We start from the raw sequence: 13,546 nt of genomic DNA, 5'->3' as shown, positions 1-13,546 counted from the left end.
TATTTACCTGTGGCATCGGTTACTGTTGAATCTAACTTCGTTGTTCCTGTGCCATCATATAAATACACTTTCACACCTGCGATTGGTAACTCACCTGCTGTTTGCTGACCATCATTGTTTTGGTCTGTCCAAACATAGTCACCAATTGAACCATACGCTGGGACAATACCCGCATCAACAGTCATGTTATCTCTGGCTACACTTCCTAATGGTTGTGTTGTGTCAATCGTAACGGCATCTGTTGTTCCATCTGGATTCGCATTGCTATCTTTAGCTGGGTCTATTCCCGCTCCTTTTGTCGTTGCTTCGCTTCCTGCTGGAATTACAAATTGCACTTTATAATTTCCTGCGACTAAACTATCGAACAAATATTTACCATTGGTATCGGTTATTGTTGAATCTAACTTCGCCCCAGTTGTGCTATCTAACAAGTAAACTTTGATACCTGCGATTGGTGTATCGGTAGCTTCTTGCGTTCCATTACCATTTTTATCAGCAAATACATAATCACCAATTGAACCTACGGGTACAAATCCTGCATCTATTTGTGGATTGTTACGTAAAGTATCAGTCGTTGGTTTGGTTGTATCAATCAGAATATCCTGAGAATATCCTGATTTATTGGCATCTGAGTCACTTACATCTGCTCCAGAGTTTTGTTTAGCTGGAATTGTTCCTATTGGAGCAACAAATTTCACTTGATATAGTCCATCAAGAAGACTATCAAATAAATACTTACCGTTTACATTTGTTAATGTACTATCAATAAGTGTTAGAGTTCCTCCTAAGTTTTCATAGAGATAAACTTTTACACCTGCGATTGGCAACTCTCCTGCCGTTTGTTGTCCATCGTTATTTTGGTCTGTCCAAACATAATCACCGATTGAACCAAACTGAGGAATAATACCAGCATCAATTGTCAAGTTATTTCTCAATAAATCTGATGATGGTTTTGTGGTATCAATGGTTATTAAATCACTTGTTCCATTTGTACCTGCATCGCTATCAAGAGCTGAATCTCCACCTGTATTCAAGGTTGTGAAATCTTTACCAACTGGCTCTACAAATTGTACTTTGTAAGACCCTGACAATAAACTATCGAATAAATACTTTCCATTTATATCTGTAATGGCTGAGTCTAATTTTGCACCTGTTGTTCCGTTTAATAAATAAACTTTAACACCTGCAACTGGCGTTTCTCCACCATCTTGTTTTCCATTAATATTATTATCATTCCATACATAATCACCGATTGAACCATAACAAGCATCTTTAATAATTACTGGACAACAAGTACCAACTGGACAACTTGTACTGATGGTATTTCCTGTGTATGTATAAGAGCCTGCATCTGAAACAGTTATTGAACTTTTACCAGCTTCGGCAGTTAATTCAGTTCCATCTTTAAACCATTTGATACTTGTTAAAGAATCTGGTGTTGTTAAAGTAACTGATTGCCCATCGGCTTTACATAAATTAATGGGTACACTTACACAAGCAAAAGCAATATCATCTTCAACTGGATTAACATTTCCTGCTTGTGAATCTGTATCTAATTTATCCATGAAGTCAACATGAGCTTGGTTACATATTAAACCTGCTGCTCCTGCTTTAATCGTTGCAGTTACTGTTAATGTAGCAGAATCGCCTTTAGCTAAAGCAATGCCCGACCAAAGTCCAGTTGATACATCAAAAGTACCTTTTGTTGGTGTTGATGATGTAACTAAAAAGTCTGACGAAATCTGGTCTTTAACAATAACTGTTGTAGTTTGTGAAGTTGTATCTTGTCGAGAAACTACAACTTTAAAGGTAACTAAATCTCCTACTTTTCTTTCACAAACCCCGTCAACTGTCTTTTTCAGGGCTACGTCAACTCTACAATCTTCTTCATCTATAAATACTGTGATTGAATCTTTACAACCTTTAGCATCTGTTACTACTAACTTATAATTTCCTGTGGCTAAATTTGAAACATTTGCCGTAGAAGCTGCATTCGACCAACTATATGAATAAGGACTTACTCCACCCGTTACCGTAGTATTAATACTTCCTTTATTTCCATTTGAACATAAACCATCAGTTTTTGTGAAAGCAATATGTAATGAATCTGGCTGAACAAGGGTATCTTTTACAGTGGTTGTACATCCATTTGCGTCAGTTAATACTAATTCGTAAATACCAGCTTTTAAATTTCTCAAAGTATCAAGTCCATCATAAGCAGGCTTGTAAACTCCATCAACATTCCATTTAATGGTAATTGGTGGTGTTCCTCCGCCAATCTTCACATAAACCTCTCCTTTGCTTTGGTCAAAACAAATATTGTCTTTTTGAGATTGAGCAACATTTATTTTAATTGGTTGTGTTACTGTAACGGTTTTAGTTTTGAAACAACCATTAGCATCAATTACTTTCAGTGTATAAGTACCAGCGGTTAATCCTGTTACGGATGGATTATTTGAAAAGAACAACCCTGATGTACCTACTCCATTATACCATTCATAATTATAAGGGGCTTTTCCTCCCGATAACATACTTGCTAATCCACCATCAGTACCTGCATTACAAGTAACATTCATCGTTGACAATGACAAGCTCAATGAATCAGGCTGTGTTATTACTAAATTGGTATCTTTTGTACATCCCGCAGCATCAGTTACCGTTATTTGGTACGAACCTGCCACAACATTTGTAATTGAAGATGTGGTAGCACCATTACTCCACAAATAAGTATAAGGTGTAGTTCCACCAGATACTGTTGTTGAAATTGAGCCTCCACCAGCATTACATAATGCGTTGGTTGGTGTAGCTTGCAAAACAATTTTTGGAGAAACTGTCAATGCCACAAAAGCTGTATCTGCACAAAGCGAGTCACCATTACGAGCAATTACTGCATAATATCTTGTTTGTCCTGCTGCTGGCAACGTTGAAGGAGTATAAGTTGAATCAACTGCACCTGCAATTTTTGTTGTGAAAGCAGAAGTTGTATCTGCTAATGGGCCATACCATTGTTGTGACGATACAAATCCTGTTTTAATTTTTCTCGTAAATGCACTTGCTGTACCTGTACCACAAACAGTTTGTTTTTTAGGTGTGGCAGTAATCACAGGTTTACAAGTAAATCCAAAGTCATAGGTATGGTCTGAACCACTCAATGGAGTTTTTACCGCAATAGCAGGATAACCATTTAGAGCAGAAGGAATTCCAACAACTCCAGAAGTCAAACCATCACTATCGTTTTGGTCATTTCCATTACTTTGTGTACTATTGGCTACCGTTAAACTTAATTTAGCAGAGCCTGAAGTAAGAGCAGATTTTGTTTTATCAAAACTTGCATCTTCTTTACCAACTACTACAAAATAATCTGTATTAGCTTGAGGTCCTAAAATATTAGGTTTCGTTGTTCCAACAGTATCAACTACATTGGCTTCGTTGAAATAATATGTTCCATTGGCATCGGTAGTTGTTTGAGCCACCAAATTGCCTAATTTGTCGTATAAACTTACAGAAACGTTAGCTAATGGATTTTCGCATGGGTCTTGTACACCATCATTGTCTAAATCAAGCCATAATCTGTTTCCAATTTCAATTGGTTGAATGTTACATAATAACTCAACATCTCCTAAACCAGCTCCTTTATTAAATGTACCTCCATTGCCAGTGGCAGGAGTATAATAAAGTTCCATCGCTTTAAGCGTCTGACCTGTAGTGTTACTTGCACGTCTATAACCTGCTGATTCATATCTTGTAGGGTCAATGCTTGTATAAACTACTTCGTTTGAACCTGCTAATATTGCTAAACCACCTAATGATGTATTTTGGTGACTTGGGAAGTTATCTGCGTAATATTCACCATTCCCCGGTCCTTGGAAATTATATCCAGCACCACCACCAGGAATAGTTGTACCGCCATTTTCAAGAACATACGTACCATTATTATTATAAACTCTTAAAATATCTCCACCATTTACACCTGTTACTAACGTAGCAGGATTATCAATAATTGGTTGTTTTGCACCCATCATGTGAGCCCCTCTATCAGCAAAACCTAACACCATTGAGCCATCAACATCAAATTCTATATCTGATAATAAAGGTTGCGGGAAACAACGACCATTAAAACTTGGACCTTGTGAGGTAACTACTTTTGCAGGGTCATCACTCCAAGGAATCCAGAATTGACAACCTGAGTTATGAACTGCACCTCTACGATAATCTAAAGGAAAAGTATTCACTGCTGTTGACCAACTCGATGTTGTAAAGTCATAGGCATAAACCGTTGCTTTAACATCTGATAATAAACCACTTACAGAACCATCACAAACAACCCCTAAGTATAATTTCCCTTGGTGATATTTTAAACCGAATGGGCGACTTTCACCACCTGTACAAGCTGTGTTTGGAAAATCTGGTAACGTTGTAACATTACCCGCTGTTGGTTTTACCCCTGTTGTGTTATAAGATGTTAAATCTATTTTAACTACTTTTTTAGATGCTAAACTTACTGTAAATAATGAATTATAGTCATCTGAAATATCAATATCGCCTAAACCTACTTTTCCAGTTGCATACCAACCCGCTGAGTCCATAGATGCAACATTTGAAGCACCCGTCAATCCACGAGCAGTATTTGAAGCAATCGTTCCAACATTTACGCCTAAAGTTGCTAAATCAAGGAAATTACTATATGTAGGTGCTGTTACCGATGGGTCACCAGCAGAATAATCAACTACATAAATACCCCCTGCACCTAAAGCACCAAGACCTGTGTGGCGTTTTACCCAAGCAGATGTAAATAATTTTTGAGTTAATTTATTGTAAGAAATTCCCCAAGTAGAACCCATATCACTGTATTTTACATCATGATTTACGGCTGATATAAAATCGTATTTGGTTGTAACTAAGGCATCATTTGCTCCTCCATTTGTAGGAAAACCTACTGCCAATGGATTACCAACTACATAACAGACCGTTGCTAAATTAGGGTCTTTCTGACAGTATTCGTTAGGGTCATTAACTCCTAAATCAACGGTACAATCTGGAGCTGTCGCAAATTGAGTTGTAGTAGCATTATCTGTACCACTTTTTGAAGGTTTGTAAGGAGCAGGAATTGTTCCAAATTCAACACGAACTTGTCCTGCTGGCATTCCTGTGAAAGAATAATTACCAAAGGCATCAGTTACTGTTGTTCCTAACAATGTTCCATTACAATCAAATACTTTAACAGGAATACCTGCAAGCCCAACTTCAAGTGTATCTTTTGTACCTGTATTATTAAAATCTCTGAACACATTACCACCTATTTGTCCTGCTGAAGCATTACAAGGTTTAGGAATAGGGCAAATTGTTGGAGGCAATACAAAAGATGTATCTCTATAACAACCTGTTCTATCTAATCCTGCAAAAACACGAATCCAAACTTTTGTTGAGTCTGTATTTTTATTTGGTAATGGTAAGGTAAAATTGGTAGCAGCATACGCATAAGTAGGACCACCATAAGAAGTTCCACCAAATGACAAACCAATTTTGTCAGCTCCTACTGGATTTACAGTCAGTGAACCATTATTATTAATTACGCCATTGGTACAAGTCGCTTTTGTGAAAGAAAAAGTTAAACTTGGTTTTGTACAAGCAACAAGCCCAATATCATAAGTATGATTATTTTCTCCCCAAGTACCCGTAACAACGTTAATTGTTGGAAGGCTACTTGATAAAAACGCATCATTATTCGCTAATGTTAAACCTGTATTTGTACCAGAGGTTTCGCCCGGAGCAACCGTAATATCTGTTAATGCTAAACCAGAAACAGAAGCATTTGAACCTAAATTTACCAATCTAATTCTGTATGAAGTATTTGGAAGAACGTCAGGGTCAATTGCTGAAGAGAATACATAGTTTCCATTAGCATCTGTTACCGTAGTATCAACGGCAACGCCTGAACTGTTGTATAACACTAAAGTTACACCTACTAAAGCAGGTTCACCTGGGTCTTGAATACCATCTTTGTCAGTATCTTTCCAAACTCTATTACCAATTTCAATTGGAGCAAGGTTACACAAAAGTTCAACGTCTCCTAAAGCAGAGCCTTTTCCAAAATTAGTATTATTGGTATTGGCAACAATCGTATAATTTCGACTTTCGTTACCTGTATTATAATTAAACCATCTTACCCCCATTGAGTTGAAGGCAGCAGGGTCAAAAGAAATAGCAGTTACTTCATTACTACCTGGTAAAATAGCTAAACCACCTAAAGCTGTCTCAGGGTGAGTAGCATCTGAACCGATGTAATAATCTTTATAGAAAAACTCTCCTGCTCCTGAAGGGCCATCATTTAATTCTTGTCCGGGTTGAGCATTTGCAGCAACCGCAGGAGTAGTAAAGTTGTCATTTTCATTTGGACCTTCATAAACAAACCCTGTTGCTGTTTTTGAAGCTAATAAAATGTCTCCATGACTCACCGCACTACGCAAAACAGTAGAAGAAGACGGAATATAATTTCCCCAGCCTTGTTGGTGGGCAAATCTATCCATAAAACCTAATACCATGTCACCATTTGGCAAAAATTCAATATCTGATAAAATCGGTTGAGGAGCTCCAACAAAAAGTCCGTTAATACCCGTTTTAAAATCTGCATTTGTTGAATTTACAGTTCCACCGAAGGTTGTAGGGTCGGTGTAAGTATCTATCCATCTTTGCCATTGGTCAGACTCAAGTGCATCAAAAGTAGCTGTTGGTGCAAATGGAACCCATGACTCTTCTCTATTATAATTCAATGGAACACTTGTAACCTCTGTGAAAGAAGTAGGATTCACAAGGTCAAAAGAATAAACGTATGCTTTCTGATTTACGGTCAAGTCAACTGATGTTAAACTTGAACCATCACAAACAGTACCTAAGTAGCCTTTATCTTTATGTATCTTTAATCCAAAAGGACGCATCGTTCCGTTTGGACAAGTACCTATACCTGATATAAACGGAGCAGTAGTTCCATTTATAAAAAAGCGTTTAACTTTTGTAGCTGCTGGATTTGTAGGAATAGTCGTTCCGTAAACACTTGAACTAATATCAATCTCTACCAAAGAGCGTTCATTTAAGTTAACCGCCCAAAGTGTATTACGAAGTTGGTCAATATCAATATCTCCATATCCAACTTTACCAACTTTTGCATAAGCATCTGCATCTCTTGATGCTTGGGTTCTATCTGCTGACAAGTCATTTACACCTGTTCCGCTACCTGAAGCAATCAGGTTTCGAGTAACACTACCAAATGAAATTGCCGAACCACCATTAGAGGGAACAACACCTTCTAAATCAAAACCTCCTACCAATATTGGCGTGGCAGATGAGTAATTAACAACATATATACCATCTAAACCTCTATCTCCTAAACCAGCTTGTCTTTTCAAGAAAGCACTAAAATAACTTAACTTCGTATGTTTATCATAAGCAATTCCCCAAACAGAACCCATATTGTCAGCAGTTCCATTGGTAGGGTATGTATTAGAACCAGAACCAGTAGCTGTATAATTGATACCAACAACTACAGGATTGGTATTTCCAACACCCGAACCGTTATCATAACAAACTGTTACTAATTTAGGATTTGCGGTATTACAGTAATCTTCAGGACAATTTATTCCTAAAGAAGCCGTAGTAGTTGGGGCTGTCACAAACTGAACTGATGTTTGGCTACCTGCTCCAAGAGGTCCTTCATATATACCCACAGGAAAATTGGTAAACTCAATTCTTAAATTACCACTCGCTCCTGTGATTGTATATGAACCATCAGTTGCGGTAGTTGCTGTACCTACTACGGCACCCGCAGTATTGTAAGCTGTAACAGTAACCCCTGCAATACCGGGTTCGGTAAAAGCAGTGCTTGTCTCTTGAGCTGAGTTAGCATTAAAATCTTTGAAGACTTTTCCTCCAACTTGTGCTTGGACAGTATTACTCATTAAATTGAGTAACAATAGAATTAAAATTGAACTCACGTAGTGAATCAATTTATTTTTTCTATTACAAAAATAAATTCGGACATAATCCTTAATCTGACCAGATAGGATTTTAAAGATGAGCAATAAGCAGGAAACTGCAAATGACCCTTTGGTTAGGGTTTGATTGGTATAATCTTTCTTCATGGCGGTTGGAAAGAATTGTATTTTAAATTATGATAAGCCAATAAAACAGATGGCTTTTTGTAAGACTAAACAAATAGCATACCAAAATGCTAAAAAAAATAAAAAGCACTATTTCATTAATTGCAAAACACTGCTTTACAAGCACTTACACTCTAAAAAAAATATTAAAAAAATTTACAAAAAACTAAATCAAAGCAGAATAAAGAGTTTGAAAGTTTCAAAAAAAGTGCCAAACATTTTTATACAAAAAAAGGAAGCATCAATTTAATCATTGAGACTTCCCTTGTAATTATCTATCTTAATGATTGATAACAACTTTTAATGGATTACATTTAGATTCACAAGGAGCAATACATATTTTAGGATTCAATGTTACAACTGTATCTTTAAAACAAGCATCTGAACCATTGAATACACGAATTGTATATTGAGTTGAAGTATTTGGATTTGAAATACCTGTTAAATTGCCTCCACCAGTAGTAATTGATGCAGCACCTGCATAACCTGAGCCTGTATAAGTAGCACCTACTGATATACCATATTTATCTCCAATACTTGTTGTAAATGATATTTTTGCATCATTATTTGCAACAGCTCCTGTACACGTAGCTTGGTTAACTGTTGCCGTTACGGTTGGTGGGGTACAAGCCGTTGTAATATTTACTAAAGTCGTGGCAGTGGCTGTACAAGTGCCAGAACTCGTAATGGTAACGGTATAAGTACCAGACATTGAAGCCGTTGCAGAAGCAATACTTGGATTCTGTAAGCTTGAACTAAAACTATTTGGACCACTCCAAGCATAACTTGTGCCACCTGTACTACTTGATGTTAAATTGATGGTGCCTCCTTCTACTACGGGACTGTTACTACCTGCCGTTACATTTGTTGGTGGTGTACAAGCCACCACTGCACTACATCCAGCAGAAGAACTCACTGTAAAACTTGAAGCATTATTTCCAAAATTTGAATCAAAACTATTGCCTGCGGTATTTACATCATAAAACTTCATGTTAGTACCAATGTAACTCCCCGATAAATTAATGGTACTTGTACCACCTTTTACCAAGAAAGAACCATTCGTTCCTGATACTGTTTTATTTAGCGTTAAATTATATCCATCACCAATTTCAAAACCACTATTTAAAGTACCGGGGCCATCAAAAGTTACATTACCATTCAAAACTTTGATACAGGTATTAGAAATAAATTCTTTGCCTACTCCTTTATCTCCTACTCTAAAACTACAAGTGGTTGCACCTGCCGCACCTGATAAGGTATTACATGGAAGTTGAAAATCTCCATTGTTAATAAATGCTCCGTGATTATTCATACTTCTATCAACAATGAAAACTCCTGTTGCATTATTATTCAAATACCCTTCTTCATTTTCAAAGTTTGCTAAATGTATAGTACCGTCATTATTAATCGTTGCATTATTTCCTAATTTAAAATTGGTTGTCGTTAAGGCATTTACTGTTCCCGTTGAACTGTTATTTAAAACAAAAGAACCTGTTACATCTATGTTTGATGTACTTGTAAAATTAACAATGCCATCATTATTGATTGTCACTCCATTACCAAAACCTCCTGTATGATTAAGCGTTGCTCCTGCGTGTACGTTAATAATTGCATTAGGCGGTGTACCATTAACATTAAACCCGTTTCCTAAATTTAGTGTCCCATAAACCTCTATGACTGTTCCTGCTTGAAGATTCCCCCCAAAAGGTTGATCCCAAACAACACCAGTCGCAAGGCAAATTTTATTGCCACTTCCGTTCATATTCCACCCCAAATTTGAAGTATTGGCGGTAATACAAAGCGTTTCATTGCCGTTAAGATTAAAATTTGTACCTCCAGAAGGAGCCGTATAGGTACAATTAGTACATTGAGCATGGGATTGAAAAACCGTTCCATTACTTAGTATCATGACTACTATCGTGAATACTAAAGAATGAATCCATTTCGTTTTTCTTACATAAAAATTAAAGTGGAAAGAATCCTTTGTTGGAATACATAGGATTTTAAAGATAAGTAATAAGCAGTAAGCTGCAAATGACCCTTTGGTTAGGGATTGATTTGTATAATCTTTCTTCATGGCGGTTGGAAAGAATTGTATTTTAAATATGACAGGCTATTAAAAACTATAACCCATAGACAATTCATACAAATAGCATACCAAAATATCAAATCAGCAAAACCAACACCACAATTATCTGATTATCAATAATTTACAACACCAATAAAATTTACAACAAGTATTCCAAAAGGTTTTATTGAATAGGTGGAAGATGTTTCCCAAAAAAGTGCCAAAGAAAATTTAATCAAATATGATAGGTACATTTTGATTTTAATCCATAAAAAAGCAAACCCTAAACGCTCTTCTATGATTTGAGTTTAGGGTTTGCTTTTAAAATTATTCTTGTTTAGAAATCGGAACTTTCATTCTAAATACATTATTTGTTCGGTCTTTTTCTTTATAAATATGGTTCGGGTCTATTTCTATTTCAAGAATATACTCACCAGATTTTAGTCCCTTTGGTAATTGTATAAATTGTCCTTCATAAAGCATTCCATAAGTATCATATCCACCTACGCTGATACCTTGTTTTTTAGATTTGCATTCGGTGTAATTCCCTAAACCATAATTACTTAAATTCTTTTCACCATATACTTTTCCTTTTTCTTCACACAAATTATCACGATTACTACACACCCCTGAGTCAAACAAACAATAACTCACTTTTCTACCTTTGGCAATGAGTTTATTGGTTTTCTTTTTGCCAACAACTATTTCTTTAATTAATCTAAACTCTACCCAATCATCTACATGAAAATGATTATGACCAGGTTTATCATCAAAATAATTAGTACCTGCCAATCGGTCTTTAAAGGTAAGTTTATCACCGTTTTTAGTATAAATTCGTTGGTAAACTTTTTGTCGGGCATACGTTCCATCGGTACATTTTGTTAAAGAATCTACCTTTTTATCTCCACAATACCATTCACTCATTCCGTTGGTTTCCATTGGGCCATCGCCAATATTGCAAATTGAAGCGGCAAAATGTAACTGTCCTCCGTAATAGGGGTCATCTTTGGGATATTCCTTAATTTGCTGTTCTGTAAACTTTTTAAGGATGATTAGGTCAGGCAATAATTCACAGTTTTTACTTTTGCTATCACATTTACACCCTTCTGGATTTTCAAAAGAACACGGACTTGCTTCTTGATTGGGCATTGGATTTTCTGAAAATTCCAATGAAAAATAATTTAAAGTTCCCACTTCCCCTTCTCTCAAATCACTAATGATTAACTTCCATTTTCCATTAGGCATTTGTCCATTATTCAAAAAACTGAATCTCCCATCTGGAATATATTCTCCTTCAAATGGAGCAATTCCTTGATGAATAAAGCCCGCAAAACCATTAGAACGAAAGCAAGTATTTTGATAATCTCGTCCAGTATCACGTCCGTTTCTATTGGTAAGCCAAATACTTGTACCATCAGGACTTATCAATTCTATTTTCATATCCGATGCTCTCGGATGCGTAATATTGAAACATACTTTTGAAAGTCCATATTCAAAATTTATTTTTCGCTGAATATCTTTCACTTCTATTTTAAAAGTATCTGCCTTTACAACTCCTTTAAAATCATGGATAATGCCGCCGTTACCAATAAATTGCTGAGCAATACCATTGTTAAACAATATTAAACTCAATATTAAATACACTTTAATAATTCTAATAAACATATTTTTACTTTAGGTTAAATCTTGCGTTAAGATAAATTTAGAAAATTCTAATACAAAAGTAAGACTTTCAGTAATCTACAAAAAATGACTTTTGTTATTATGAAACTGAATTATAAATCTAACCTAAGTTTAGAGTTGAAAGCATCTTATACTAATTTTAAAAAGATATTGCGTGTATGAGTTTCGACTGAAGTCGTCGTTTTGAATGCTACGGTTTATACGAATAAAAAAGCCGTAGGCTTGACCGATTTTGTAGCGGTGGGCTTTAACCCTCCGAAAAAGAAAATGACCATTTTTTGAGTTCCGTAGGAACGAGGCATTTAAAATGGGTCGAGCATCTGGCTCTAAAATTGCTTTTCGCATCATTTTCGGTGGGTTAAAACCCACCGCTACAAAATTTAACCGAGCCTACGGCTCTAAATCGATATTCAAATACTTGTGTATAAACCGTAGCCTTTTGAAGGACGACTTCCGTAAAATACGCACCGAATATTTAAAACTGGTATTAAAAAAAAGAGCATTTTAAAATATCAGAACAAAAAAGAGGCTGCCAATTACTTTTGGACAGCCTCTTTTTTATAAATATACTTAACCGATTGAGGTTTGTAAAATACAAATAATGTAAGTTCTTGTTGTTCAATGATTTACTTACTCGCTTTTTCGCAATTCGCTCTTCGCTTAGTATAATAAACTTTTCTTTAATTAATTCTCACTTTTAAATCAGTACATTTAAACGGTTCGCAAATCAATACACAATTCTTTGGCGTTAAAGTTACCGTGCTATCACTATAACAAGTATCTGTTTCATTATAGACTCTAATGGTATATTGTTGAGCCGTTGTAGGGTTTGGAATATTCAATTTATTTCCTCCTCCTGCATTCAAATTGGTTGCGGTGGTGTAATTACCTGTTCCAGTAAAAGCACTTCCCAAAACAATATTATACTTATCTCCATTTGTTGAAGTGAATAATATTTTTGCATCGTTATTGGCAACTGTTACATTACAAGTAGCCTGTTTAACTGTTGGGGAAATTGTTGGGGCATTCTTAATTACTAAATTTATTTGCACTTTAGTAGCTGACTTACAATTATTTGTCAAATTATATGCCTCCACAAAATAAGCTCCTGCTGTTGTGGGCGTATATGTTAACGTATTGCTTGCCAATACCCCCCCCGAATTATTATACCAATTGGCACTTTCGTTCGCTCCTACTGTCACACTCAAAGCAGGAATATTTACATTTGAACAAACTGTTACATTACCTCCACTCACTGGTTGATTTACTGTTGGACATGGACAATTTGGACTTGTTACTTGAACATTTGTTGTACAATTATTTAAAGTAGCAGTCAAGGTTACGTTTGTTCCTACTGAAATATTAGATACCGTTTTAGCATTATTATCTACAATACCTGCCGAACTTGTGACTGTACCATTACTGCTAAATGTTATCGTGTAAGTTTGTAAATTAGGAGAACAAACGGTACTTACAACATTAAGATTAGGTAATGAATTTACCGTAACCGTCGAAGTTGCCGTTGCACTACAAGTACCAACTGTACAAGTTGCGATGTAACTCGTTGTTGTCGTTGGACTTACAGTAGCCGTGCTTCCACTCGGCAAGCCATTATTCCAAGTTACTGTTCCCGCACAATTAC

General features: G+C 36.0%; 4 protein-coding genes. All 4 read right to left on the bottom strand.

From position 1 onward, the window contains the following. Positions 1-7,952, bottom strand: a 7,952-nt coding sequence (locus LV89_RS01630; protein WP_229201455.1) for an SdrD B-like domain-containing protein, incomplete at its 3' end; no start/stop codon positions are given. Between the two features lie 481 nt (positions 7,953-8,433). Then, a complete protein-coding gene (locus LV89_RS01620) occupies positions 8,434-10,062 on the bottom strand; it encodes an autotransporter outer membrane beta-barrel domain-containing protein (RefSeq protein ID WP_109741102.1) in 1,629 nt (542 codons plus the stop codon). A gap of 486 nt (positions 10,063-10,548) precedes the next feature. Beyond that, positions 10,549-11,886 carry a proprotein convertase P-domain-containing protein gene (locus LV89_RS01615; protein ID WP_109741101.1) on the bottom strand — a complete coding sequence of 446 codons (1,338 nt, stop codon included), beginning with the start codon at positions 11,884-11,886 and terminating at the stop codon, positions 10,549-10,551. Positions 11,887-12,584: 698 nt separating this feature from the next. After that, the coding region (locus LV89_RS01610) for a hypothetical protein (protein ID WP_158279487.1) at positions 12,585-13,546 on the bottom strand (962 nt) is incomplete at its 5' end.

This window comes from Arcicella aurantiaca (genome assembly GCF_003148625.1).
Classification (GTDB): Bacteria; Bacteroidota; Bacteroidia; order Cytophagales; family Spirosomataceae; genus Arcicella; species Arcicella aurantiaca.
The sequence above is the reverse complement of the archived record's forward strand: the minus strand, read 5'-3'. Positions and strand labels throughout refer to the sequence as shown.